Annotated in this window: 21 protein-coding genes, 1 tRNA gene and 1 riboswitch; of the genes, 18 read left to right on the top strand and 4 right to left on the bottom strand. The window is 66.7% G+C overall.

Annotated features, from left to right (window positions below; all coding sequences use genetic code 11):
• Positions 1-28 precede the first annotated feature (28 nt).
• Entirely contained in the window at positions 29-3,454 is a 3,426-nt protein-coding gene (locus ACP15I_RS00675; protein ID WP_424973460.1) for a type I restriction endonuclease subunit R, read from the top strand.
• 279 nt (positions 3,455-3,733) lie between these two features.
• On the opposite strand, the gene ACP15I_RS00670 is transcribed toward ACP15I_RS00675, so the two are convergent.
• Positions 3,734-3,823 (bottom strand) — tRNA-Ser (locus ACP15I_RS00670).
• Positions 3,824-4,068: 245 nt separating this feature from the next.
• Here ACP15I_RS00670 and ACP15I_RS00665 point away from each other — a divergent pair.
• The 7 genes from ACP15I_RS00665 to ACP15I_RS00635 are packed head-to-tail and all read left to right on the top strand — an operon-like array spanning position 4,069 to position 10,499.
• Positions 4,069-4,890 (top strand): SPOR domain-containing protein, encoded by an 822-nt coding sequence (locus ACP15I_RS00665; RefSeq protein WP_424974099.1) that lies wholly within the window; start codon positions 4,069-4,071, stop codon positions 4,888-4,890.
• A gap of 13 nt (positions 4,891-4,903) precedes the next feature.
• A complete protein-coding gene (locus ACP15I_RS00660; protein WP_424964832.1) occupies positions 4,904-6,100 on the top strand; it encodes a D-alanyl-D-alanine carboxypeptidase family protein in 1,197 nt (398 codons plus the stop codon).
• Between the two features lie 22 nt (positions 6,101-6,122).
• The gene (tmk, locus tag ACP15I_RS00655) at positions 6,123-6,749 is read left to right on the top strand and encodes a dTMP kinase (RefSeq protein ID WP_424964833.1); all 627 of its coding nucleotides are present in this window, start codon (positions 6,123-6,125) and stop codon (positions 6,747-6,749) included.
• Positions 6,746-7,915, top strand: coding sequence for a DNA polymerase III subunit delta' (locus ACP15I_RS00650; protein ID WP_424973459.1), 1,170 nt, complete (start codon positions 6,746-6,748; stop codon positions 7,913-7,915). Before tmk ends, ACP15I_RS00650 begins: the two co-directional genes overlap by 4 nt.
• 24 nt (positions 7,916-7,939) lie before the next feature.
• A complete protein-coding gene (locus tag ACP15I_RS00645) occupies positions 7,940-8,761 on the top strand; it encodes a TatD family hydrolase (RefSeq protein ID WP_424973458.1) in 822 nt (273 codons plus the stop codon).
• Complete coding sequence (locus ACP15I_RS00640; protein WP_424973457.1) at positions 8,761-9,570, top strand: MBL fold metallo-hydrolase; 810 nt, start codon at positions 8,761-8,763, stop codon at positions 9,568-9,570. The genes ACP15I_RS00645 and ACP15I_RS00640 overlap by 1 nt, the downstream gene beginning before the upstream one ends.
• The gene (locus tag ACP15I_RS00635) at positions 9,567-10,499 is read left to right on the top strand and encodes an AEC family transporter (RefSeq protein ID WP_424973456.1); all 933 of its coding nucleotides are present in this window, start codon (positions 9,567-9,569) and stop codon (positions 10,497-10,499) included. Before ACP15I_RS00640 ends, ACP15I_RS00635 begins: the two co-directional genes overlap by 4 nt.
• A 75-nt stretch (positions 10,500-10,574) precedes the next feature.
• Here ACP15I_RS00635 and ACP15I_RS00630 read toward each other — a convergent pair whose 3' ends face one another.
• Positions 10,575-13,745 carry an efflux RND transporter permease subunit gene (locus tag ACP15I_RS00630; protein ID WP_424973455.1) on the bottom strand — a complete coding sequence of 1,057 codons (3,171 nt, stop codon included), beginning with the start codon at positions 13,743-13,745 and terminating at the stop codon, positions 10,575-10,577.
• Between the two features lie 13 nt (positions 13,746-13,758).
• On the bottom strand, positions 13,759-14,793 hold the full coding sequence (locus tag ACP15I_RS00625; protein ID WP_424973454.1) for an efflux RND transporter periplasmic adaptor subunit: 1,035 nt from the start codon (positions 14,791-14,793) through the stop codon (positions 13,759-13,761).
• A gap of 202 nt (positions 14,794-14,995) precedes the next feature.
• Positions 14,996-15,099: riboswitch (TPP riboswitch) on the top strand.
• 62 nt (positions 15,100-15,161) lie between these two features.
• Here ACP15I_RS00625 and thiD point away from each other — a divergent pair.
• The 10 genes from thiD to ACP15I_RS00575 all read left to right on the top strand — a co-directional run bounded on the left by thiD (position 15,162) and on the right by ACP15I_RS00575 (position 22,639).
• Entirely contained in the window at positions 15,162-15,959 is a 798-nt protein-coding gene (gene thiD / locus ACP15I_RS00620) for a bifunctional hydroxymethylpyrimidine kinase/phosphomethylpyrimidine kinase (protein ID WP_424973453.1), read from the top strand.
• Positions 15,956-16,933, top strand: a complete 978-nt coding sequence (locus ACP15I_RS00615) for an FAD-dependent oxidoreductase (protein ID WP_424973452.1) — start codon at positions 15,956-15,958, stop codon at positions 16,931-16,933. Before thiD ends, ACP15I_RS00615 begins: the two co-directional genes overlap by 4 nt.
• Complete coding sequence (gene thiS / locus ACP15I_RS00610) at positions 16,917-17,111, top strand: sulfur carrier protein ThiS (protein ID WP_424973451.1); 195 nt, start codon at positions 16,917-16,919, stop codon at positions 17,109-17,111. The genes ACP15I_RS00615 and thiS overlap by 17 nt, the downstream gene beginning before the upstream one ends.
• A 3-nt stretch (positions 17,112-17,114) precedes the next feature.
• Entirely contained in the window at positions 17,115-17,909 is a 795-nt protein-coding gene (locus tag ACP15I_RS00605; protein ID WP_424973450.1) for a thiazole synthase, read from the top strand.
• Positions 17,906-18,505 (top strand): thiamine phosphate synthase, encoded by a 600-nt coding sequence (locus tag ACP15I_RS00600; protein ID WP_424973449.1) that lies wholly within the window; start codon positions 17,906-17,908, stop codon positions 18,503-18,505. The genes ACP15I_RS00605 and ACP15I_RS00600 overlap by 4 nt, the downstream gene beginning before the upstream one ends.
• Before the next feature lie 118 nt (positions 18,506-18,623).
• On the top strand, positions 18,624-19,589 hold the full coding sequence (locus tag ACP15I_RS00595) for a HesA/MoeB/ThiF family protein (RefSeq protein WP_424973448.1): 966 nt from the start codon (positions 18,624-18,626) through the stop codon (positions 19,587-19,589).
• Complete coding sequence (locus ACP15I_RS00590; protein WP_424973447.1) at positions 19,586-20,521, top strand: ABC transporter substrate-binding protein; 936 nt, start codon at positions 19,586-19,588, stop codon at positions 20,519-20,521. The genes ACP15I_RS00595 and ACP15I_RS00590 overlap by 4 nt, the downstream gene beginning before the upstream one ends.
• Positions 20,518-21,189 carry a thiaminase II gene (tenA, locus tag ACP15I_RS00585; RefSeq protein ID WP_424973446.1) on the top strand — a complete coding sequence of 224 codons (672 nt, stop codon included), beginning with the start codon at positions 20,518-20,520 and terminating at the stop codon, positions 21,187-21,189. The genes ACP15I_RS00590 and tenA overlap by 4 nt, the downstream gene beginning before the upstream one ends.
• Positions 21,186-21,917, top strand: a complete 732-nt coding sequence (locus tag ACP15I_RS00580; protein WP_424973445.1) for an ABC transporter ATP-binding protein — start codon at positions 21,186-21,188, stop codon at positions 21,915-21,917. Before tenA ends, ACP15I_RS00580 begins: the two co-directional genes overlap by 4 nt.
• Entirely contained in the window at positions 21,914-22,639 is a 726-nt protein-coding gene (locus ACP15I_RS00575) for an ABC transporter permease (protein WP_424973443.1), read from the top strand. Before ACP15I_RS00580 ends, ACP15I_RS00575 begins: the two co-directional genes overlap by 4 nt.
• A gap of 66 nt (positions 22,640-22,705) precedes the next feature.
• On the opposite strand, the gene ACP15I_RS00570 is transcribed toward ACP15I_RS00575, so the two are convergent.
• The gene (locus ACP15I_RS00570; RefSeq protein ID WP_424973442.1) at positions 22,706-23,359 is read right to left on the bottom strand and encodes a trimeric intracellular cation channel family protein; all 654 of its coding nucleotides are present in this window, start codon (positions 23,357-23,359) and stop codon (positions 22,706-22,708) included.
• Positions 23,360-23,439 lie beyond the last annotated feature (80 nt).

Here is a 23,439-nt window from a genome sequence, read left to right as displayed (position 1 = left end):
CGTGGTCTGATTTTTTGAGAGGATTTCCATGGCTGTCACCGGCATCAACAGCGAAGACCGCTTGGTCCAGACGACTTTCGCCGAGCACTTGGAGACGGTGCTTGGCTGGGACAGCATATATGCCTGGAACCAAGAGACCTTTGGGCCTGACGGCACGCTTGGACGTAAGGATACGAACGAGGCTGTCCTGATCCGAGACCTACGTGCGGCGCTGCACCGTCTAAACCCAGATTTGCCTGCTCCGGCAATCGAGGACGCAATCCGAAGCCTTACCGTCTATGACGTCAGTCGGTCGATGGTTCAGCACAACCGCGATTTCTATCGCATGTTGCGCCGCGGCGTACCGGTGACCTATCGCGATTCAAAAGGACGACAGAAATCCGCCCGTGCCAAGGTGATCGACTTCGACAATGCAACCGGTGCCAACCGCTTCCTTGCTGTGCGCGAATTGAAACTGACCGGCTTGCGGACGCCCAACTACAACCGCCGCGCCGATCTGGTCTGCTTCGTCAACGGACTGCCGCTGATCTTTATTGAACTGAAGGCCGTCTACAAGAACATCCGAGCCGGATTTGACAGCAACCTGCGCGACTATATGGACGAAAACGTCATCGCACACGCCTTCCATCACAACGCCTTCCTCATTGTCTCGAACGGTGATGGCGCCCGATATGGTTCGATTACAAGCACTTGGGAGCATTTCAACGAGTGGAAACGGCTAGATGAGGCGGACGAAGGCAGCGTGGCTGCGGAGCGGCTGTTGAACGGCATGCTCGCGCATGATCGATTGCTTGATTTGGTCGAAAACTTCATCTTATTCGACGAAAGCAAGGCAGGTACGACACGAAAGGTCGTTGCCAGAAATCACCAAGTTCTGGGCGTGAACCGTGCGGTGGCCTCCGTCGCTAGGCAAGAGGCGATCAAGGCCGAGATTCCGCCTGATGAACGCCTGCGCCACCGCGTGGTGGAGTTGCCGCTGGAACGAAAAACGCCAGCCAAGCGCAAAAAGGATGATCAGGCGCTGCTAGAAGCGGAACCTTCACTTCCGTCCTTCATTCCCGAAGGTCCCGTCGACATTATCGAAAGGGCGCATCCCGATTTAGGTCGTCTGGGTGTATTCTGGCACACGCAGGGCAGTGGCAAGTCCTACTCGATGGCGTTCTTTGCCGAAAAGGTGCGGCGCAAGGTTCCGGGCAATTTCACCTTCCTGCTGATGACCGACCGGAATGATCTCGACAGCCAGATCTACAAGACCTTCGTCGGCTGCGGCATTGCCGGGAACGATACCCCGCGCGCGGCCTCCGGCGATGATCTGGAACGGATCCTGAAGGAGAACAACCAGTACGTCTTCAGCCTGATCCACAAGTTCAACAAGGACGTGGACCCGAAAAAGCCCTACAGCGAGCGCGACGACATCATCGTGATCTCGGACGAGGCGCACCGCACGCAAGCGGGGCGGCTCGCCCGTAATATGCGCCTGGCGCTGCCAAACGCTGCCTTCATCGGCTTTACTGGTACGCCCCTGTTCAAACAGGACCAAATCACCAAGCGCATCTTCGGCGAATACGTCTCGCGCTACGACTTCAAGCGGTCCGAGGAGGACGGGGCCACCGTCAAGCTGGTCTACGAGAACCGAGGCGAGAAGCTGGGTGTCGCCAAGACGGATCTGAACGACCGGATCGCCGAGAAGATCGAGGAGGCGGAACTCGACCCGGATCAGGCGGCGCTCCTCGATAAGCTGCTCGGGAAGGACTACGAGGTCATCACCGCCGACGAGCGGCTCGACAAGATCGCAGCCGATTTCGTGGATCACTGCGCAACAAGGTGGGAATCCGGAAAATCCCTGTTTGTTTGCATCGACAAGATCACCTGCGCCCGGATGCACCAGATGATCGTCCCGCGATGGCGGGCGAAAGCCGCAGAAGTCAGGGCGGCGGCCGATGCCAAGAAATCCCAGGCGGATACCACGGCCGACAAAAGCATGCGCGCTGTCCTCGAGGAGGAAGCGCAAGAATTGGATGCGCAGGCAACGTGGCTCGAGGAAACCATAGTCGAGATCATTATCAGCGAAGCGCAGAACGAGGTCGCGGACTTCAAGAAGTGGGGATTCGACATCATCCCGCACCGTGCCCTGATGAAGCAGGGCTTCGATACTGGGAATGCCGAGCGCATCGATGTCGAGACGGCCTTCAAGAACCCCAAGCACCCGTTCCGCGTCGCAATCGTCTGTGCGATGTGGCTGACCGGCTTCGACGTGGAAAGTCTGTCGACGCTCTATATCGACAAGCCGATGAAGGCGCACACGCTGATGCAGGCTATAGCGCGTGCGAACAGGGTGTATCCTGGCAAGGACTTCGGCCTGATTGTCGACTACAATGGGATGCTCGCCAGCCTGCGAGCCGCGCTGGCTCAGTACGCGCTGGGCGATGATGGCACAGGCGGAGAAGAGATCATCGCCCCCATCGAAGAGAGGGTGCAGGCCCTGCTTGAAGCTATCGAGGCGACCGAGGCGCATTTGCGCGGCATCGGATTCGATCCATGTGTGCTACTCGGTTCGAAGGGCTTTGTGCGCATCAAGGGTTTGAAGGACGCCGTGGAAGCCGTTTATTCGACGGACGAGGCCAAGCGGCGCTTCGAGATTCTCGCACGGCAGGTGTTCATCCGCTTCAAGGCGCTGCTGATGGAGCCCAGCGCTTGGGCATACGCCGAACGACACGACAATATTGAGGCAATCTACAAAAAACTGACCGAGCGGCGCGACACGGCTGACGTTACCGAGCTGCTGAAAGAGTTGCACCGGATCGTCAACGAGGCCATCCGGACGCAGGCGCCAGGAGACGACCAAGCCGAGGGACTTACCTTCGACCTCAGTCAGATCGACCTTGAGAAGCTACGCGATGAATTCGCAAAGAAGGTCAGACGCAAAGCGACCGCGCTTCAGGACATCCGAGAAATCGTTGAACAGAAACTTGCCGAGATGCTGGCGCGCAATCCCGCAAGGATGGATTATCAGGTGAAGTACGAGGCAATCATCGCCGATTACAATCGGGAGAAAGACCGAACCACCATCGAGGAGACCTTCCGCCGACTGGTCGAGCTCGTGAACAGTCTGGACGAGGAACAGAAGCGCGCAACGAAGGAGGGGCTTGGTGAGGATGAGCTCGCGCTCTTCGACCTGCTGCTCAAGGATAACCTGGACAAGACGTCCCGTGAGCGGGTGAAGCAGGCAAGCCGTGACCTCCTGGCTTCCATAAAGACGCGCTTGGCTGAACTCGATCGCTTCTGGGAGAAGGAACAGACCAAGGCAGACGTCGAGGTCTTCATCTTGGACGAGGTCTTTGCAAGTCTACCGTCACCGCCGTTCACGCCCGATGAAAAGAAAGCACTTGCGGCAAGCGTCTACGCCCATGTGTGGCAACAGGCCGTGAATGGTGGCTTCGCGCAGGCGGCATAGGCTCGTTCGCTGATAGTTCGATCCAGGTTCCGGCAGCTTGGCGAACAGTACTGCAAACTGTGCGCAGTATTGGTGCAATCTAAATCTCATGATTTCAATAACATGGCGCTCTGAACCGGATTGCGTGCGGTTAACAGGTCCGGAGAATATCGGCCCTGAGAGACCGCTTCCGGGGCACTTGGCACCGGGGCCGGTTAGCGGCCCCTCCCGCATAACCCTCGAAAACAACGAGAAAATCCGGCCGCTGCCGGATGGGGAGAACGCTTTCGCTGGGGCAAGTGGCGGAGAGACAGGGATTCGAACCCTGGGAACGCTCTCACGCTCAACGGTTTTCAAGACCGCCGCATTCGACCACTCTGCCACCTCTCCGGCGCAGCCTGTTGGTACTGCGCCACCCGGCCCGCGTAAAGCCGCAAAAACAGCCCCGTCCGGGCCCCGCCCGGGCGCTGATCAAAACTTGGGCATATCAGCGGCCTCCGACCGATCCCCCCGGTCGAGGCGCTTTTCATTGCAGCGGCGAGGCAGTATGACAAAACAGAGCAGCGGACCCAGAGCGCAGGCAAAACGGCACGAGCAAGACCGTGCCCGCGCGGGTCGAGGATGAGGGGCGACATATGGGCTGGATGGTCGGAACACGCAGTGCCTTGGGGCTTGTCCTCATGGTGTCACTGGCGGGGTGCGACAGCGTCCCGTCCTTCGACTTCCTCAAGCCCGGCGACGAGGCCGCTGCCCCCGCCGAGGCCAGCGCGCCGCGTGATGGCGAGACCCGCGATGTGGAAGCGCCCGAAATCTTTGCCGAGGCCGAGGCCGGGCTCTGGGACGGGCGCCCATCTCTGGGCGGGGTCTGGGTGGCCTATCCGGACGTGCCCGAGCCCGAGCGGGTGGTCATTCGCAATGTCGAGAACGGCAGCTCTGTCATCGGCGCCCTGTTCCGGCGCGAGCGGGACAATCCGGGGCCGCGCTTCCAGATCTCGTCGGATGCGGCCGAGGCACTGAACATCCTGGCGGGCGCGCCGACCGAGATCGAGGTGATCGCCCTGAGCCGCGAGACCGTCGCTCCGCCGCCCGAAACAGAACCTGAGCCTGCGGCGGATCCGGTCGACCCCACAGCGCTCGCCGCAGCTGCCATTGCCGAGGTGGAACTGGGCGAGACCGAGGCAGCCGCAGCGCCCCTGCCGACCCCGGCGCCCCAAACCTCGTCTCTCGACCGGCCCTACATCCAGATCGGGATTTTCAACGTTGCGGCCAACGCCGAGGCGACAGAGGCGCAGCTGCGTGGTGCCGGGCTGGCGGCCCAGACCTTTACCCAGGAAAGCCAGGGCCGCACCTTCTACCGCGTGATCGTCGGCCCGGCCCAAAACGAGAGCGCCCGGGCCGCGGCGCTTGAAAGCGCGAAGTCTCTGGGCTTTGCCGACGCCTATTTCGTGACCAACTGACGGAGACTGTTCGATGCGCCTTTCGCTTTGCCTGCGCCCTGTTGCGCTGACGCTCCTGTCCCTCGGCCTGCTTCTGGGCCAGCCCGCCAGCGCCGCCTTCGAGACACGCGCCACGGCGGCCTATGTGGTCGATCTGACCACGGGGACGGTCCTGCTGGAAAAGAGCGCGGATATCCCGCTGCCCCCGGCCAGCATGTCGAAGCTGATGACGCTCTACATGCTGTTCGAAGCGCTGCACAAGAACCCCGCCGTGACGCTGGACACGACCTTCCGGGTTTCGGCCCGGGCCATGGCCAAGGGCGGCTCGACCATGTTCCTGACCGAGCGTGACCGCCCCACAGCCGAAGAGCTGATCAAGGGCATCATCGTGCAGTCGGGCAATGACGCGACCGTGGTGGTCGCCGAGGGGCTTGCCGGCACCGAGGAGGCCTTTGCCCGCCTGATGACCGAAAAGGCCCAGACCATGGGCATGACCCACTCGACCTTCGCAAATGCGTCCGGCTGGCCGCATCCGCTCCACCGGATGAGCATGAAGGATCTCGCGATCCTGACCGAGCGGATGATCGAGGATTATCCGGAATACTACGGCTACTTCTCCATGTCCGAATGGGGCTATGACGGGCGCGCGCCGCAGAACCGGTTCAATCGCAACCCCTTGCTGAAGCTCGGGATCGGGGCCGATGGGCTCAAGACCGGCCACACGCAGGAGGCGGGCTATGGCCTCGTCGGCTCCGCCCAGCAAGGGGCACGGCGCATTGTCTTTGTGATCACCGGGCTGGAAACCGACCGGGCCCGGGCCGAGGAATCCGAACGCATCGTCAGCTGGGCCTTTCGCCAATTCGTCCAGAAAGACCTCGCCGCCGCCGATACGCAGCTCGCGGAATTGCCGGTCTGGGTCGGGGAACAGGCCATGGTGGGACTGGTCTCGCCCACGGATGTACGCCCGCTTGTCCCGCTGGTGGCCTCCGGCAGCCTGATCGCCGAGATCGAGGCCGAGACCCCGATCAAGGCCCCCATCGCCGCCGGGCAGCAGCTGGGCGAGCTGGTGATCTCGGGGCCCGAGATGCCGCCGCAGCGCTTCCCCCTCGTGGCCGAACAGGCCGTTGCCAAGGGCGGCGCCTGGGTCCGGATGCAGGCCGCAGCCAAGGTGCTCTACCGAGAGCTGACCGAAGAGGACCCCGCCGAAAGCGGTGCCGCCGAGGCCCAGTGACCCCCGCGCCGGACCTCTCCTGATGACCGCTCCTGGTCGGCTGATCAGCTTCGAAGGCATTGATGGCAGTGGCAAGTCCACGCAGGCGCGCCTGCTGGCCGAGCATCTGCGGGCCGTGGGCCGTGATCCGGTCCTGACCCGCGAGCCCGGCGGCTCTGCCGGGGCCGAGGAAATCCGCCGCCTGCTGGTTGAGGGGGATCCGGATCGCTGGTCGCCCGAGACCGAGCTCTTGTTGTTCACCGCCGCGCGGCGCGATCATCTGGAGCGGACGATCGCCCCCGCGCTCGCCGCCGGGCGCGACGTGATCACCGACCGCTTCGCGGACAGCACTCGGATCTATCAGGGGGCCACGCGGGGCGATCTGCGCGGGCTTGTGGACGAGCTCCATGCGCTGATGATCGGGCGCGAGCCGGATCTGACCGTGATCATCGACATGCCGCCCGAGCTGGCCCTGCGTCGCGGTCTTGCCCGGCAAAGCGGCGAGGACCGGTTCGAGGAGTTTGGCCTGCCCTTCCAGACAGCCCTTCATGCCGGGTTCCGCGCCCTGGCCGAGGCCGCGCCGGAGCGCTGCGTTCTGGTCGATGGCAATCGCGCCCCCGAGGCCGTGGCCCGGGATGTGCGCACCGCATGGGAAGGGATGCACGCATGAGCCGCGCAACAGAGGTGCCCCGGGACGATGCCCTGCCCGAGGCCGATGCCCTGCCCGGTGCGCCCCATCCCCGTTTTGCCGAGCAGGTCTTTGGCCACGACGCGGCTGAGGCCGCGCTGCTCGACGCGATCGGCTCCGGTCGTTTGCACCATGCGTGGCTGCTGACGGGTCCCAAGGGGATCGGCAAGGCGAGCTTTGCCTGGCGGGCGGCGCGCGCCCTTCTGGCCTTGCCGACCGAGGATCCGGGGCCGAGCCTCTTTGGCGATCCTGAACCGCTGGCGGCTCCGACCAGTCTTGATCTCGATCCCGACCACCCGGTGGCGCGCCGGGTGGCGGCGCTGTCCGAGCCGCGCCTGTTTCTCTTGCGGCGGCCCTATGACGCCAAGCTGGGACGGTTCAAGCAGGACATCCCGGTGGATGCGGCGCGCGGGCTCAAGGGCTTCTTCTCGATGGCGGCGATGGATGGCGGGCGCCGGGTGGTGATCGTCGATGCCGCGGACGAGATGAACGCGAACGCCGCCAACGCGCTCCTGAAAGTGCTGGAGGAACCCCCCGCCGACACGGTGATGTTCCTGATCTGCCACGCGCCCTCCAAGCTCTTGCCGACCATCCGCAGCCGGTGCCGCACCTTGCGGATGGCCGCGCTCAGTCCCGAGGATCTGGGCGCAGCCCTTGCTCAGGCCACGGGCGCGCCCCTGCCCGAGGCCGAGATCCAGAGCCTCCTGCCCCTCGCCGAGGGCTCGGTCGGCCAGGCCCTCAGCCTGCGGGATGCGGGCGGACCCGAAGCCTATGAGAGCCTTCTGCGGCTTCTGGGGGATCTGCCCCGGCTCGACCGGCAGGCCATGGCCGCCCTCGCCGATAGCGCCAGCGCGCGCGGTGCCGAGGGGCGGCTTGACCTGCTCCTGAGCCTGACGGAGGTCTTTCTCCACCGGCTTGCGCGCACCGGTGCGACCGGTGCGGCCCCGGCGCTGGCCAGCCCGGCGGAGGCCGAGCTTCTGACCCGCCTCGCCCCCCATCCCCGCGCCGGACAGGCCTGGGCGACGGCCCATGCGGAACTTGTCCCGCGCGTGCGCGCCGGGCGCGCTGTAAACCTTGACGCCTCGATGCTTCTGCTGGATATGTTCCACGGACTGCAGTCGGTGGCATCCGGACCCGCCGCTGCCTAATCCCTTAGCGATTTCAGGCATTCCATGGCTTCCATTCCGACCCAGCCCACGCTCGTTGACAGCCATTGCCATCTCGACTTCCCGGACTTTGCCGACACCCTTCCGCAGGTGATCGACCGTGCCGTGGCGGCAGGGGTGGCACGCATGGTCACGATCTGCACCAAGCTGCGGACCGAGCCGCAGGTGCGCGCGATTGCCGAGGCCCATGCGCCGGTTTTCTACGCGGCGGGCACCCATCCGATGAGCGTCGCGGCCGAGCCCATGGCGACGGTCGAGGCGCTGGTGGCGCTTGCCGCCCATCCGAAATTCGTCGGGATCGGTGAGACCGGGCTCGACTACCACTACACCGCCGAAAGCGCGGCTGTGCAGCAGGAAAGCCTGCGCCTGCATATCGAGGCGGCGCGTCAGACCGGCCTGCCCCTGATCATCCATGCGCGCGACGCGGATGAGGACATGGCCCGGATCCTGACCGAGGAGCACCGCGCCGCGCCCTACGCTTGCGTGATGCACTGTTTCTCGTCGACCCGCGCGCTGGCCGAGGCCGCGCTGGATCTGGGGTTCTACCTGTCCATGTCCGGCATCGCCGCCTTCAAGAAGTCGACCGAATTGCGCGCGATTTTCGCCGATGCGCCCATTGACCGCGTACTGGTGGAAACCGACGCCCCCTATCTCGCGCCCCCGCCCTATCGCGGCAAGCGCAACGAGCCCGCCTATGTCGCCCATACGGCCGCCGCCGGGGCCGAGGTCTATGGCCTGAGCCCCGAGGCCTTTGCCGCCCAGACCAGCGCCAATTTCGACCGGCTCTTCGCCAAGGCCGCTGCCTGGACGCCGGAGGCTGCTGCGTAATGGGCATGCGCTTCACGATCCTGGGCTGCGGCTCCTCGGGCGGGGTGCCGCGTCTGGGCGGGCTCTGGGGGGATTGCGACCCCGAGAACCCGCGCAACCGGCGGCGGCGCTGCTCGCTTCTGGTCGAGAGGGACGGGCCCGAGGGCACCACCAGCGTGCTGATCGACACCTCGCCCGACATGCGCGCCCAGCTTCTGGATGCAGGGATCGGGCGGCTCGACGGGGTGGTCTATACCCATGCCCATGCGGACCATACCCACGGGCTCGACGATCTGCGGATGATCGTCTTCAACATGCGCGCGCGCCTGCCCGTCTGGGCCGACGCCCCGACGCAAGAGAGCCTCTTTGCCCGGTTCGGCTACGCGTTTGAACAGCCCGAAGGCAGCCCCTATCCGCCCATTCTGGAGATGAACGACCTCGACGGCCCCGTGACGATTGACGGGCCCGGCGGTCCGATCTCCTTCACGCCCTTCCCGGTCAATCATGGCAGCATCGACAGCCTCGGCTTCCGGATCGGCGATCTGGCCTACCTGCCGGACGTGGCCCAACTGCTGCCCGAGAGCCATGCGGCCCTGCGCGGGCTGGAGGTTCTGATCCTCGACGCCCTGCGCCGGGATCCCCATCCGACCCATGCCCATCTGGCGCAATCCCTCGACTGGATCGCCGAGTTCGCACCCAAACAAGCCGTGCTGACCAATATGCATATCGATCTGGACTACGCGACCGTGGCCGCCGAGACGCCCGCCCATGTGACCCCCGCCTATGACGGCATGGTCCTGGAACGCCCGGCGCCCGACCGTCCCGCATGAGTGTGCTGCTGGAGGTCACCCTCCCGGTCTTTCTCGTTATTGCCGCGGGCTATGTGGCGGTCTGGGCCAAGGTGTTCTCGGATGACAATGTGGATGCGCTCATGCGCTTCACGCAGAATTTCGCGATCCCCTGCCTGCTCTTCGCGGCGATCTCGACCCTCGATCTGAAGGCGGTCTTCGACTGGCGGCTGCTGACCAGCTATTATGCCGGGGTGCTCTGCTCCTTCGCGATCGGCATCCTGGGCGCAAGGCTGCTCTTTGGCCGTCCCATGCAGGATGCGGTCGCCATCGGGTTCTGCTGCATGTTCGCCAATACGGTGCTGCTGGGCCTGCCGATCATGGAACGTGCCCATGGGGTGGCCGCCCTAGAGCCGATGTTCGCGATCATCTCGATCCACGCGCCCTTCGTCTACATGGTCGGGATCACCACGATGGAGATCGTGCGCGCCTCCTCCAAGGGCCTGTTCAGGACCATGTGGTCAATCGCGAAAACCATGTCCCAGAACGCGCTGATGATCGCGGTGGCGCTGGGGTTCACGGTCAATCTCAGCGGGTTGGTGACACCGGTGGTGGTGGAAGAGGCGGTTACCCTGATCGCCCGCGCGGGCCTGCCCGCCGCGCTCTTCGGGCTGGGCGGGGTGCTCTATCGCTACAAGCCCGAGGGCAATCTGCGCGAGGTCGTCTTTGTCTGCCTCGTCTCGCTCATGGTGCATCCGGTGATCACCTGGGGGCTGGGGAACGGGGTGTTTGACCTCTCCGACCCGATGCTGCGCGCCGCCGCCCTGACCGCGGCCATGGCGCCCGGCGTGAACACCTATATCTTCGCCAATATGTACGGTGTCGCAAAGCGCGTGGTCGCCACGGCTGTCCTCGCCGGCACCGCCGTCTCGATCCTGTCGGCGGCCTTCTGGCTCAGCGTCCTGCCCTGAAGGGGAAACCGCCCCCTTCATTGTTCTTCAAATACTCAAATCCTGCCGCGCGCCATCCCGCGCAACGGCGATCCCCTACTCTGCGGGCTGCCCCTGCAGGTCCGGCGACACCGTCTCCTCCGGCTCCGGTGCCACAAGGCACAAACGCAAGAGCGGCGGCACCGTGAGCAGCGTCAGGAAGGCCGACATTGACAGCCCCCCGACCACAACCGCCCCGAGCCCGCGATAGAGCTCGGACCCCTCGCCCGGAAACACCACCAGCGGCAGCATCCCCATGATGCTGGTCAGCGTCGACATGAAGATCGGCCGGATCCGGTTCTGGGTCGCCTCCTCGATGGCATCAATGGGCGACATCCCCTCCTCACGCAAATGATAGAGCGACTGGTGCACGATCAGGATCGCGTTGTTCACCACAATCCCCACGAGGATGATGAACCCCAGCAGGGTCAGCATGTCGAGCGGTTGGGTCTGGAACATGTTCAGCAGGGCAAGCCCCCCGACCCCGCCCGCCGCCGCCACCGGCACCGAGATCAGGATCACCAGCGGCAGCACAAAGCTCTCGAACAGGATCGCCATGACAAGGAACACGATGACCAGCGCCACCACGAGGTTGATCTGGATCGCCTCCCAGGTCTGGCTAAGCTGATCGGCGGTCCCGGACACGCTGAGCCGGATGCCCGGCGGCACGCCCTGATCCTCCAGCACGGCGACAACCTGCGTCTCCAGCATCTCGACCGCCGTCTCCAGAGGCAGGGCATCCGAGGGCCGCACCTCAAGGGTGACGGTCCGCAACCGGTCCCGGTGACGGATCTCGGTGGGCCCAGCCGTAACGACCACATCGGCGAGGGCCGAGACCGGCACGATCCGCCCCGAGGGCGTGACCACCGGATAGGCGCCCACATCCTGCGTCCGGAACCCCGCCGCGAGCGAGGTATCGCCCTTGAGAACGAGGTTCAGCCGATCCGCGCCCTCGGTGATCTCGGCCACCCGCAACCCGTCATTATAGGCATCCACCGTGGCCGCCAGCGCGCCCGCATCGACGCCCGCATCCGCCAGCCGCAGCCGATCCGGCACCAGCCGCACCTCCGGCGCGCCTAGCTCTAGCCCCGGGATCGGGCGAAACTGATGCCCCTCCGCGCGCGGCAAGAGGCCCGAGACCAGCCCGGCAGCCCGCCCCGCCACGCCGAGGATCTGCTCCAGATCCTGCCCCGAGACATTGAGCTCGATGGTCCGCCCGCCCCCGACCCCGCGCCCGAAGAGCGAGGGCTGGGTCATGAAACCGAACGTCCCCGGCTCGGCAAAGATCGGCCCGGAGAGAAGCGGGATGAGCTCGGCCACCCGGGGCCCGTCCAGCGCGGTCGCCCCGACAAAGGAGTTCCCCGGGGTGGCCACGAAGAAGAAGTTCTCGATGGTCGGCCCGCCCTCGGGCGTCTCGAGCTCGGGGGCGGCCTCCCACATGGGTTGGGCCGCGCGCTCGATCCGCTCGGCGATGGTCTCGGTCGTGTCGAGATTGTAGCCCGGCGGCGGAATGATCAGACCGAAGACGAGATTGCGGTTCCCCTCGGGCAGGTATTCGAGCCGCGGGAGGAACACCACCGTGGCCACCGCCGCCGTCCCCGCGATCGCGCCAACCATCAGGATCCCCAGAAGCCGGACCCGCACGGTCATCCGCACATACCACATCACCGCCGCCTTGAAGCCACGCGCCAGATGGTCGATCCCCCAGAGCGGCAGCGTCGTCTGCTGCCCGTCCTTCAAAAGCCGCTTGGCCAGCGCCGGGATCACGGTGACCGCGACCACCAGCGACAGCAGCACCGAGACCGAGATCGCCACGGCGATGTCGCGAAAGAGCTGCCCGGCCTCCAGCTCCATGATCAGGATCGGCACGAAGACCAGAACCGTGGTCAGGGCCGAGACAAGGATCGCACCCCAGACCTGCCGCGCCCCGTGATAGGCCGCCTCGGATCGGGATCTGCCCTGCTCGCGCAGACGGTAGATGTTCTCGAGCACCACGATGGCCGCGTCCACGATCATGCCCACGGCAAAGGCGATCCCCGCAAGGCTGACCACGTTGAGGGTCCGGCCCGTGGCGGCCATGGCCACGAAAGTCGCCACGATGGAGACCGGGATCGCTAGGCTCACCACCAGCGTCGCGCGTGGGCTGCGCAGGAAGATCAAGAGGACCAGCGCCGCCAAGGCCCCGCCGATCCAGATGTTCTGGGTCACCAGATCGATGGCACCCTCGATATAGATCGTCTCGTCATAGACCTGTTCGAGCAGCAGCCCCTGCGCCGCCACGGGACCCGCTTGCAGCTCACCCAGAACGCGGCGGACCTCGCCCATGGTTTCGATCACATTCGCACCGCGTTCGCGCACGATGTTGAAGGCCAGACCGGACTCGCCCTTGAAACGCAGCCGCGCCTGCGGCTCGCCAAACGAGAATTGCACCCGCGCCACATCGCGCACGAGGACCCGGCCCAGCGTGCCAGTCGCCGCCTCCGAGCGCAGCACGACGCCACCCACAGAGTCCACCGTATCGAGGGCCCCCTCGGCGCGCACGATATAGCGGCGTTTGCCCTCTTCGACATCGCCCGCCGAGAGCGAGATGTTCTCGGCCCGCAGCCGCGCGACCACCTCGGGCACGGTCAACCCAAACCGCGCGAGACGGCGCGGATCGACCACGATCTGCAACTCGCGACTGACCCCGCCAAAGACATTGACCGCCGAGACCCCCTCGATCCGCTCGATCCGGTCCTTGACCACGTCCTCCATGAAATCGCCATAGGTCGGCAAGGGACGCTCGGCGCTGCCCGCATCGGTCACGATCACCCAGGCGATCGGGCTGTCATCATCGCCGGACGTGTCCAGCGACGGCTCGCTCGCCTCGTCGGGGTAATCCCCCACCCGGTCGAGCCGGTTCGACACCAGAAGCAGCGTCTGGCTCATATCCGTGCCCGGCGAAAATTCCAGCGTGATCTCGCCAGAGCCCGAGCGCGAGCGAGAGGTCATGATGTCGAGCCCCTCAAGGCCGCGCAGGGCCTCTTCCTGCGGGTTTATGATCTCCCGTTCGATCTCGGCGGGCGCGGCGCCCGGCCACTGGGTCTCGACCACGACCACGGGCTTGCGCACATCGGGCGCCAGCTGGATCGGGATGCGCGACAGGGCGATCACGCCAAAGAGCACGGCCATGATCACGGCAGCGATCACCGCGATGGGCCGCTCGATGGCGAAGCGAATGGGGTTCATGACCGGCCCTTCCTCAATTCGATTGCGGCTGCGGCGCGCCGCCGCCCATAGCCTGCAAGGCCTGGCCCGGGCGCAGGCGCTCGTTGCCCCGCACCACGACCGCGTCGCCCTCGGCAAGCCCGCTCAGCACCTCGAAACGCTCGCCCATGGCCACCCCGATCTGCACGGGGCGCGGCTGGGCCACGCCATCGGCATCGACGAACACGGTCCAGCCCTGCGCGCCCTGCACGAGGGCATCCTTGGGCACGCTCAGGGCCTCGCGCGGCGGGCTCACCGGCACCAGAAGCGTGATCGACTGGCCCACTGCAAGCGTCGCGCCGAGCCCGGTGAAATCCCCCGACAGGCGCACGGGCCGGGTCCGGGTCGACAGGCTCTCGGTCGGCAGGATCGCCCGCACCCGCAGGTCGAGCACCGTGCCCGCCTCGCTCTCGGCGACGACTTGCACCCCGTCGGGAATGGCCGGTGCGAACTCGGCCGGGACCTGTGCCTCGACCTCGAGCGCGCTGATATCGATCAGCCGTGCGACCGGCGCGCCGACCGAGATGAACTGCCCCGGATCGGCCTCGACCGACAGGACAACCCCTTCGAAGGGCGCGGTGATCCGGGCCCGGTCCAGCGTATAGCGAGCGCGCGCCTCGGCAGCCTCGGCATTGAGCAAGCGCGCCTGGGCCTGGTTGATCTGGCCCGTGGCCGCCGCCCGGTCGCTGGTGGCATCGTCAAACCGCGCCGAGCTGAACGAGGTCGTATCGCGCAGCCCTTCGGCCCGGTCCAGCGCATCCTGCGCCCGGCGCAGCTGCGCCTCGGCGATGGCGATGCCCGCGCGGGCCTCCTCGATCTCGGCCAACGCCTGTTTCAGCTCGATCTGCGCAAGCTCCGTGTCCAGCACGGCCAAGGTCGCGCCGGCGACCACGGTATCGCCCACCAGCACGGCCACCTCGTCCACGATCCCGGCCACGCGTGCGGCGACCTCGCTGTCACGCGAGGCGACGATCTGCCCGAAAACCGGCAGGGTTTCGGCCAGCGAGCGCCGCTCCACCAGTTCGGTCACAACGGCTGCGGGGCGCCCCTGAGCCTGCGCCGACCCGACTGTCGCGATAAGCGAAACAGTGGCCAATAAATATCCACAAAACCTCAACAACGACATGGGCGGTACTTTCCAAACGACTCCGGAGGCTGAGGGTAGCACGTCTGCTGCAGGTGCAAAGGGAGATCCTCCTTGCACTCGATCAATTTCGCGCCTAGGTCTTGGGAACTTACCGTTGGGGTGCCCGGGTTCGGGCTGAGAGACGCGATGCGTCAACCCATGGAACCTGATCCGGGCAATACCGGCGGAGGGAACGGTTCGCGCATGCGATAACGAGCACGGCGCCCCCACTCCCGAACGCGCCGGAACGGCCCGCCCAAATGAGGCGTGCGATGGCGACCGCATTGACAATTGCAGGCTCGGATTCCGGCGGCGGCGCGGGGATCCAGGCGGATCTGAAAGCCTTCTCTGCCCGGGGGGTCTATGGCGCGAGCGTCATCACTGCCCTGACAGCGCAGAACACCCAGGCCGTCACCGCCGTCGAGATCACACCGGTCGAGATGATCCGGGCGCAAATGGCCGCTGTCTTCGATGACATTGCGGTTCACGCGGTCAAGATCGGCATGCTGGGCACGCCCGAGGTGATTGCCGCCGTGGCGGACGGGCTGGCCGGGTTCGACGGGCCCGTTGTGCTCGACCCCGTGATGGTGGCGAAATCCGGCGATGCCCTTCTGGCGGCGGAGGCCGAGGCGGCACTGGCCGACCGGCTCTTGCCGCGCGCGACGGTGCTGACCCCGAACCTGCCCGAGGCCGCGCGGCTGCTGGGCCGCGACGAGAGCGATGATCCCGCCGCGATGCTGGAGGCCGGGCAGGCCCTGCGGGCCATGGGCCCGGCGGCGGTGTTGATGAAGGGCGGGCATGGGCGCGGCGAGACCTGCGTGGATCTGCTGATCGATGGGGATGAGCCCCCCTTGCGCCTGGAGGCCGCGCGCATCGCGACCCGCAACACCCATGGCACGGGCTGCACCCTGTCGGCGTCCATCGCCGCGGAGCTTGCCAAGGGCGCCGATCTGCGCCGCGCCGTGACCACGGCCCATGGCTATCTGCAAGGCGCGATCGCGGCGGCCGATACGCTGGAGATCGGATCCGGCCATGGCCCGGTCCACCATTTTCACGAGATGTGGACATGAGCCGCGTCGCGGTTCTCGGGGCCGGGGTGGCCGGGCTCTGCGTGGCGACCGAACTGGCCGCGCGCGGGGCGCAGGTCAGTTTGCACGACCCGGCGGGCGGCCCGGGCGGGCATGGGTGTTCCTGGTGGGCGGGCGGCATGCTGGCCCCGTGGTGCGAGTATGAGAATGCCGAAGAGCCGGTGCTGGTCCACGGACAGGCGGCCCTCGGTTGGTGGGCGGAGAAGACCGCAGTAACCACGCGCGGTACGATGGTGGTGGCCCATGCGCGCGACCGGTCCGATCTGGATCGGTTTGCCCGCCGCACCCATGGGCATTCGCCAGTATCGGACGCAGAGATTGCCGCGCTGGAACCGGATCTGGGCACGCGCTTCCCTGCCGGGCTCTATTTCGCAGATGAGGCCCATCTCGACCCGCGCCGGGCGTTGCGGGACCTCGCGGACAGCCTGGCCGCACGGGGCATGCCCGTGCGGGATGACGCGCCCCCGCCCGGCGCGCGGATCGTGGATTGCACCGGTCTCGCTGCGCGCGAGGCCCTGCCCGAGCTGCGCGGGGTCAAGGGCGAGATGCTCGTGATCCGGGCCCCTGAGCTGACGCTCAGCCGCCCTGTGCGCCTTCTGCACCCGCGGATCCCGCTTTATATCGTGCCGCGTGGCGATGGGGTCTACATGCTGGGCGCGACCATGGTCGAGGCCGAGGACCGGGGCCGGATTTCGGCCCGCGCGATGCTGGAACTTCTGAGCGCGGCCTACGCGCTCAACCCCGCCTTTGTGGAGGCCGAGATCCTCGAGATCGGCACGGATCTGCGCCCGGCCTTCCCGGACAACCTGCCCCGGGTCACCCGGCAGGGTGATGTCACTTATGTCAACGGCCTCTACCGTCACGGCTATCTGCTCGCACCCGCCATGGCGCAGCAGGCGGCCGAGGCATTGCTGGGCCCGCGTCCCGTGGAGACTGCCGATGCAGCTTGTCATTAACGGCACCGCCACGGAGGTCACCGCGACCACGCTGGGCGATCTGCTCACCGAGCTTGGCCATACCGGCACCGTGGCCACCGCGCTGAACGAGACCTTCGTGCCCGTGGGCGCGCGGGCAACCCAAACCCTGTCCCCCGGCGACCGGATCGAGATCCTCGCCCCGATGCAAGGCGGCTGAGCCATGCCAGATATTCCGACCCCGACCACCAAGCCGTTTTATGGCACGGTGCTGAGCCACCCGCTGATGCTGGGCACGGCGCAATACCCCTCGCCCGCCATTCTGGCCGAGGCGTTCCGCGCGTCTGGCGCGGGGGTGGCGACGGTGTCGCTCAGGCGCGAGGGCGCGGGCGGGGCGGGCCAGACCTTCTGGGCGATGATCCGCGATCTCGGGGTGGCTGTCCTGCCCAATACCGCCGGCTGTCACTCCGCGCGCGAGGCGATCACCACGGCCCAGATGGCCCGTGAAGTGTTCGCGACCGACTGGATCAAGCTCGAAGTGATCGGCAATACCGACACGCTGCAGCCGGATGTGTTCGAGCTGGTGGAGGCGACGCGGGTCCTGACCGAGGAGGGCTTCAAGGTCTTTCCCTATTGCACCGAGGATCTGGTGGTGGCCGAGAAACTGCTGGCCGCCGGGGCGGAGGTCCTGATGCCCTGGGGCGCGCCGATTGGCACCGGGCTGGGGCTGAATAACCCTTACGGTCTGCGGACCCTGCGGGCGCGTTTTCCCGAGGTGCCCATGGTGGTGGATGCGGGGATCGGCCTGCCCTCGCACGCGGCAGCAGCGATGGAGATGGGCTATGACGCGGTGCTGCTGAACACGGCCGTCGCCAAGGCGGGCGACCCGGTGGCAATGGCCGTGGCCATGGCCCGCGCGACCGAGGCCGGGGCGCTGGCCTGTGCAGCCGACCCGATGGAGGCGCGCGACATGGCCGCCCCCTCGACCCCGGTCATCGGACAGGCGTTTTTGTCATGAGCGCGCTGCATCCGTTTTACCCGATTTTCGACCGGGCCGAATGGCTCATCCGTTTGCTGCCGCTGGGCATCAAGCTTGTGCAGTTGCGCATCAAGGACCAACCGCCCGAGGTGGTGCGGGCCGAGATCCGGGCCGCCAAGGGGCTGTGTGGCGAGCATGGCTGCACATTGGTGGTGAATGACCATTGGCAAATCGCCATCGCCGAGGGCTGCGACTGGGTGCATCTGGGTCAGGAGGATCTCGACACAGCGGATCTGGGCGCGATCAGGGCCGCCGGGATCAAACTGGGCCTGTCGACCCATGACGAAGCCGAGCTCGACCGGGCGCTGGCCTGCGATCCGGATTACGTGGCGCTGGGGCCGATCTATCCGACGATCCTGAAGAAAATGAAATGGGAACAGCAGGGCATCGACAAGCTCAGCGAGTGGCGCGGGCGGATCGGGGATCTGCCGCTGATCGCCATCGGGGGCATGACACCGGAGCGCGCGGCGCTGGCGCGGCAGGCGGGGGCGGATGTGGTCTCGGCGGTGACGGATATCACGCTGAATGACGACCCGGAGGCGCGGGTGCGCACCTGGTTGGAGCAGCTGGGATGAGCCTTGGGCCCGAAGCGCGCGCTGGGGACCAAGGCGCCGCACGCATGCGCGCGGCGCGGACCCGCGACATGGCCAGCGTTGCGTTCGGGGCACCCTGCACGCAATGGGAGCCCGCCCCATGACCCGCTACGCGCGTCAGCTTCAGCTCCCGCAGGTGGGGGTGGACGGGCAGGCCCGACTGGCCGCGGCTCATGTTCTGGTGATCGGCGCGGGCGGGCTTGGCGCGCCGGTTCTGAGCTATCTCGCCGGGGCGGGGATCAGGCGGATCACGGTGATGGATGCGGACCGGGTCAGCCTGAGCAACCTGCACCGTCAGACCCTGTTCACGGTGACCGATATCGGCGTGCCCAAGGCAGAGAGTGCCGCCGCGCGCTTGAGCGCACTCAACCCCGAGTGCCATGTCACCCCTGTTATCGAAGCGTTCAGCCCCGCAACCGGCCCTGCCGCCCTTGCGGCGGCGGATCTCGTGCTGGATTGCGCGGATAGCTATGCGGCGAGTTACAGCGCGTCGGATCTCTGCGGAGCCACGCCCCTGATCACCGCCTCCGTCCTCGGCATGTCCGGCTACGTGGCCGGGTGCTGCGGCAGCGCGCCCTCCTTGCGCGCGCTTTTTCCCGACCCGCCCGACAGCGCGGCCTCCTGCGCCACCGCCGGGGTCTTCGGCCCCGTGGTCGGCGCACTCGGCGCGTTGCAGGCGCAGATGGCGTTGAGCGTCTTGCTGGACCTGAACCCGTCGCCGCTCGGGCAGGTCGTGACGCTTGATACCGCGAGCTGGCGCGTCGCGAGCTTCCGCTTTGACACCGCGCCCGAGCCTGCGCGCGCCCTGCCCTTCATCGCGCCGGGTCAGATCACCCCCGAGGACACGGTGATCGAGCTGCGCCCCGAGGCCGAGGCCCCGCGCCCGGTCGCGCCCCATGCCCGCCGCATCACGACCCCGGGCCCGGGTGATCTGCGCCCCGGGCACCGCACCGTTCTCGCCTGCACCTCCGGCCTGCGGGCCTGGCGCGCGGGCACCGCTCTTTGTGACACCTGGCCCGGCGAGATTGTCCTCGCGGCCGATCCCCAACAGGAGACCACCCCATGAAATACCTGGCATTTGCCGCGGCCCTGACAGCCGCGACCCCGGCCTTGGCCGCAGACAAGATGACCCTGCTGCTGGATTGGTTTGTGAACCCCAATCACGGGCCGATCATTCTCGCCGAGGAGCGCGGCTATTTCGCCGAAGCCGGGCTCGAGGTCGAGGTGATCGCACCGGCGGACCCCTCTGCCCCGCCGAAACTGGTGGCTGCTGGTCAGGGGGATCTGGCCGTCAGTTATCAGGCCCAGACCCATCTGCAGGTCCATGAGGGCCTGCCGCTTTTGCGCGTGGGCACGCTGGTGGCGACGCCGCTGAACTGCCTGCTGACGCTCGAAGACGGCCCGATCAAAAGCCCGGCGGACCTCAAGGGCGGCAAGATCGGCTTCTCGGTCGCTGGGGTCGAAGAGGCACTGCTGCGCGCGGTGCTCGGCAAATACGGCGTGGCCTTCGAGGAGGTCGAGCTGGTGAACGTGAACTTCTCGCTCTCGCCCTCGCTCATGTCCGGGCAGGTCGATGCGGTGATCGGCGCTTACCGGAATTTCGAGCTCAACCAGATGGAGATCGAAGGGATCGCGGGCAACTGCATCTATATCGAGGAAGAGGGCGTGCCGCCCCATGACGAGCTGATCTATGTGGCCCATGCCGAGACCATGGATACCGACAAGATCACGCGCTTTCTCGGCGCGGTCGAAAAGGCCACGCAGTACATCATCAACCACCCCGAGGACGCGTGGGAGATCTTTTCAGGCACCTCGGCGGAACTGGATGACCGGTTGAACGCCATGGCCTGGGAAGACACCCTGCCCCGCTTTGCCCTGCGCCCGGCGGCCCTGGACGAGGGCCGCTATGCGCGGTTCGAGGAGTTCCTCAAGGACTCCGGCCTGATCGACAGCGTGAACCCGGTGGCAAAGATCGCCGTGGATGTGACCGCGCAATGACCGGCTATGGCGCGGCCTTTGGCCTCTGGCGTGCGGCGTCCCCCGATTGGGACGCCTATACGCGCCATGCCTTTGTCGAGGGGTTGCGCGACGGCACGCTGCCGCGCGCGGCGTTCCTGCATTATCTCGCGCAGGACTACGTGTTCCTGAAGCATTTCAGCCGGGCCTGGGGTCTGGCGATTGCCAAGGCCGATACGCTGGACGAGATGGAGGCGGCAGCCGCCACGGTACACGGGCTGCTGCATCACGAGATGGGCCTGCATGTGGAGATTTGCGGCGCGGCCGGGATCTCCGAGGCGGAGCTGCGGGCCACGCCCGAAGCGCCCGGCAACATGGCCTATACGCGGTACGTGCTGGAGGCCGGGTATTCCGGCGATTTCCTCGATCTGCTGGCGGCTTTGGCGCCTTGCGTGCTGGGCTATGGCGAGATCGGGCAGCGGCTCGCACAGGATCATGCCCCGGACTACGCAGACTGGATCGCGACCTATGGCGGGTCGGAGTATCAGGAGATTTGCGAGAGCGTCGGCACCCTGATCGATGGCGCGCTGACCCATCGGCTGGGCCCCGATTACAAGGACCTGCCCCGGTTTGCCCAGCTCGGCACGCGGTTTGCCCAGGCCACGACGCTGGAGGTCGGGTTCTGGGATATGGGGCTCGCGCCCGCATGAGCATCCCGGCCCCCTCCATCCGCATCACCGGCGATGCGCGGAGCGGGGCCGACCTGCTGTTTCGGGGGCTCGACCTGACGCTGGAGGCCGGGCGCTGGACCTGCCTGCTGGGCGCGTCCGGGGCGGGGAAGTCCACCATCCTGCGGATGATCGCGGGGCTCGACGCCCATGTGACCTTTGACGGCCAGATCACTGCGCAGGATGGCGCGCCCCTCGCCGGGCGCGTGGCCTATATGGCCCAGAGCGATCTTCTGCTGCCTTGGAGCAAGGTGATCGACAATCTCTGCCTCGGGGCTCGGCTGCGCGGCACCCGTCCGGACCGCGCCCGAGCCGCGCGCCTGCTGGAACGCGTGGGGCTGGCCGAGCATGCCGGGAAACGGCCCGATGCCCTGTCGGGCGGGCAGCGCCAGCGGGCGGCACTGGCCCGGACACTTATGGAAGATCGCCCTGTCATCCTGCTCGACGAGCCGTTCTCGGCGCTGGACGCGCGGACCCGGTCCGAGATGCAGGATCTGGCGGTAGAACTTCTGGCCGGGCGCACGGTTCTTCTGGTGACCCATGATCCCGGCGAGGCGGCGCGGCTCGGCCATGCGATTGAGGTGCTCGGCCCGAATGGGTTGACCGAGGTGGCACCGCCTGCGGGCACCGTGCCCCGCTCGGTCGACGACCCGGAGACGCTCGCCATGCAGGGCGCCCTGTTGCGGCGGTTGCGGGAGGAGGTCGCGTGAAGCTCGGCCATGCCCTCGCCGCGACCCTGTTCCTGCTGGCCCTGTGGCAGACGGTGGTCAGCATGACCGGGCTGCCATCCTTCATCCTGCCCGGTCCCGCGCGGGTCTGGAACACGTGGTGGGAGAGCCGCGCCCTGATCGGCGAGCATGCGCTGGTCACCCTGACGGAGGTGGCGCTCGGTCTCCTGATCGGCGGGGGCTTGGGCATTGTCACCGCGCTGAGCCTCGCCATCAGTCCCACCGCACGGGTGCTGATCCGACCCCTCCTGGTGTTCTCTCAGGCCCTGCCGGTCTTTGCGCTGGCCCCGATCCTGACGCTCTGGCTCGGCTATGGGCTGGGCTCCAAGGTGGCCATGGCCGTGCTGATCATCTTCTTTCCGATCACCTCGGCGTTTTTTGACGGGCTGATGCGGGTGCCGAAAGGCTATCTCGATCTGGCCCAGACCATGGGGGCCAGCCGCGCCGCGATCCTGTGGCGGATCCAGGTGCCAAATGCTCTGCCGAGCCTCGGCTCAGGCCTGAAACTGGCGGCGGTTTATGCCCCGATTGGCGCTGTGATCGGGGAATGGGTCGGGTCGTCTCAGGGGTTGGGCTATCTCATGCTGCTGGCCAATGGCCGGGCCAAGACCGACCTGATGTTTGCCGCCATGCTGACCCTCGGGGTGATGTCGGTGCTGCTTTATGTGCTGGCGGACCGGGCGGCGCGTCGCCTCGCGCGGTAGCGCGGGCGGCCCCTGCGGGAGCCTTCGGCGAGGATATTTGGAGACTTAAGTTTGGGGGTCGCGCCCTCAGGCGAGGGGTTCGTCCTTGGGGCGCGTGCGCCAGACCACGAAGAACCGCGCGGCGGTCATCAGGGCAAAGGCGGTCATCAAACCGGTTTCCGGGCTGAGGGCTTCGCGCCAGATCACGAAGACCGTGCCACCGCCGAGAGAGATGGTCGCGTAGAGATCCTCTTTCAGGATCGAGGGTTGCAGCCCGCAGAGCACATCGCGGATCATCCCGCCCGCCACGCCCGTGGTGCAGCCGAGGATCACCGCGATCACCGGCGAGAGGCCCGCGCCGAGGGCAATCTGGACCCCGACCAGCGTGAAAAGTGCAAGCCCCACCGCGTCGAGATAGAGCAGCAGCCGGAGCCGCCGCCCCCCGCCGGCCCGCATGCGGGTCGCGGCCAGATAGGTCAGCAGGGCGACCGGAACGGCGGTGCCGAGATAGGTCAGATCGTTGATCCAGAACACCGGGAAACGCCCGATCAGGATGTCGCGCAGGGTCCCGCCGCCCACCGCTGTGACAATCGCCAGCACCGTCGCACCGAACGGGTCAAACCCCTGGCGCGCGCCCTGGATCGCGGCCGAAGCCGCCATGACCGCCGTGGCCAGCACGGTCAGCGCGAACACGATGGGGCCGAGCGAGGTCAGCAGCATGGGACCTGCCGCGGGGTCCATGGTCCCGCCCCCGCGGGCGGGCTGCGAAAACGGGCCCTCGCCTGATCTGACATGTGGTGCATCGTGGTCTCCTCCCCGGT

The organism is Dinoroseobacter sp. S124A, from assembly GCF_049801015.1.
In the GTDB taxonomy this organism is placed as follows: domain Bacteria; phylum Pseudomonadota; class Alphaproteobacteria; order Rhodobacterales; family Rhodobacteraceae; genus Dinoroseobacter.
The sequence above is the reverse complement of the archived record's forward strand: the minus strand, read 5'-3'. Positions and strand labels throughout refer to the sequence as shown.

What these genes read in the sequence shown, in the direction of transcription:
- ACP15I_RS00635 (WP_424973456.1), top strand. Translation starts at nt 9,567, where the DNA reads ATGAGTGTGCTGCTGGAGGTCACCCTCCCGGTCTTTCTCGTTATTGCC.
- ACP15I_RS00605 (WP_424973450.1), top strand. Translation starts at nt 17,115, where the DNA reads ATGCCAGATATTCCGACCCCGACCACCAAGCCGTTTTATGGCACGGTG.
- thiD (WP_424973453.1), top strand. Translation starts at nt 15,162, where the DNA reads ATGGCGACCGCATTGACAATTGCAGGCTCGGATTCCGGCGGCGGCGCG.
- ACP15I_RS00580 (WP_424973445.1), top strand. Translation starts at nt 21,186, where the DNA reads ATGAGCATCCCGGCCCCCTCCATCCGCATCACCGGCGATGCGCGGAGC.
- ACP15I_RS00615 (WP_424973452.1), top strand. Translation starts at nt 15,956, where the DNA reads ATGAGCCGCGTCGCGGTTCTCGGGGCCGGGGTGGCCGGGCTCTGCGTG.
- ACP15I_RS00630 (WP_424973455.1), bottom strand. Translation starts at nt 13,745, where the DNA reads ATGAACCCCATTCGCTTCGCCATCGAGCGGCCCATCGCGGTGATCGCT.
- tmk (WP_424964833.1), top strand. Translation starts at nt 6,123, where the DNA reads ATGACCGCTCCTGGTCGGCTGATCAGCTTCGAAGGCATTGATGGCAGT.
- ACP15I_RS00650 (WP_424973459.1), top strand. Translation starts at nt 6,746, where the DNA reads ATGAGCCGCGCAACAGAGGTGCCCCGGGACGATGCCCTGCCCGAGGCC.
- ACP15I_RS00640 (WP_424973457.1), top strand. Translation starts at nt 8,761, where the DNA reads ATGGGCATGCGCTTCACGATCCTGGGCTGCGGCTCCTCGGGCGGGGTG.
- ACP15I_RS00570 (WP_424973442.1), bottom strand. Translation starts at nt 23,359, where the DNA reads ATGGACCCCGCGGCAGGTCCCATGCTGCTGACCTCGCTCGGCCCCATC.
- ACP15I_RS00660 (WP_424964832.1), top strand. Translation starts at nt 4,904, where the DNA reads ATGCGCCTTTCGCTTTGCCTGCGCCCTGTTGCGCTGACGCTCCTGTCC.
- thiS (WP_424973451.1), top strand. Translation starts at nt 16,917, where the DNA reads ATGCAGCTTGTCATTAACGGCACCGCCACGGAGGTCACCGCGACCACG.
- ACP15I_RS00645 (WP_424973458.1), top strand. Translation starts at nt 7,940, where the DNA reads ATGGCTTCCATTCCGACCCAGCCCACGCTCGTTGACAGCCATTGCCAT.
- ACP15I_RS00600 (WP_424973449.1), top strand. Translation starts at nt 17,906, where the DNA reads ATGAGCGCGCTGCATCCGTTTTACCCGATTTTCGACCGGGCCGAATGG.
- ACP15I_RS00665 (WP_424974099.1), top strand. Translation starts at nt 4,069, where the DNA reads ATGGGCTGGATGGTCGGAACACGCAGTGCCTTGGGGCTTGTCCTCATG.
- ACP15I_RS00595 (WP_424973448.1), top strand. Translation starts at nt 18,624, where the DNA reads ATGACCCGCTACGCGCGTCAGCTTCAGCTCCCGCAGGTGGGGGTGGAC.
- tenA (WP_424973446.1), top strand. Translation starts at nt 20,518, where the DNA reads ATGACCGGCTATGGCGCGGCCTTTGGCCTCTGGCGTGCGGCGTCCCCC.
- ACP15I_RS00590 (WP_424973447.1), top strand. Translation starts at nt 19,586, where the DNA reads ATGAAATACCTGGCATTTGCCGCGGCCCTGACAGCCGCGACCCCGGCC.
- ACP15I_RS00675 (WP_424973460.1), top strand. Translation starts at nt 29, where the DNA reads ATGGCTGTCACCGGCATCAACAGCGAAGACCGCTTGGTCCAGACGACT.